General features: G+C 43.6%; 1 protein-coding gene. It reads right to left on the reverse strand.

What is annotated here, in order from left to right; genetic code table 11:
- Nucleotides 1-757: fructosamine kinase family protein (locus R7Z50_RS26865; RefSeq protein WP_318149664.1), on the reverse strand; the 757-nt coding region annotated here is incomplete at both ends.

Raw genomic sequence — 757 nt, forward strand, 5'->3', positions numbered from 1 at the left:
ATATCTTTTCGTTCATGATAGTTAGGCAGCAATGGCATCACCGATTCATACCCTTGATAGAACTCAGGTTGGAACCCTCCAAACAATTCAGTCATCGCGATGTCGCATTCTCGGTCCCCCCAATAGCATGCAGGATCGAAACAAATCGGGCCAAACGCGGTGAGAGCGACATTACCATTCCATAAATCACCATGTAGAAGAGACGGTTCTGGCGTATGGTTCGCAAGAAGCTGTTTTACAACGTCAATAAAGTCGTCGATATCAACTAGCGTCACGCCTTTCTCTTTTAATAACTGCAGTTGCCAACCAATACGTTGCTCAGCGAAGAACATGCACCATTTTTTGTGCCATTGATTCGGCTGCAGGGTGGAACCGAGATAATTGTCGGTATCGAAACCAAACTCTTTCTGTTCTCCCCATTGATGCAGTTGAGCTAATTGCTGACCAAATTTAAAGCTGTTTTCATGGTCATCTAGGGGTTTGGTAGGAAGGTAGTTCAAAATAATGAAAGCGTTGTTTTTGGTCTTACCGACCAATACCACTTCAGGGACAAATATTGTCGAAGTTTCGCGTAACAAGTGCAGGCTCTCGGCCTCAACTTCAAACTTGTGCAAGAATTCTCGGTCGTTGATTTTGACAAAATAGCGTTGCTCACCGTCGTTTATCATATAGCTTTCGCTAATGTCTCCGCCGGATAGTCGAACTTTTTCGGTGATCTGATATTCAAACAGTAAAGTATCAGAAAGTTGTTGCGATA

The organism is Vibrio sp. 1249-1 (assembly GCF_033340495.1).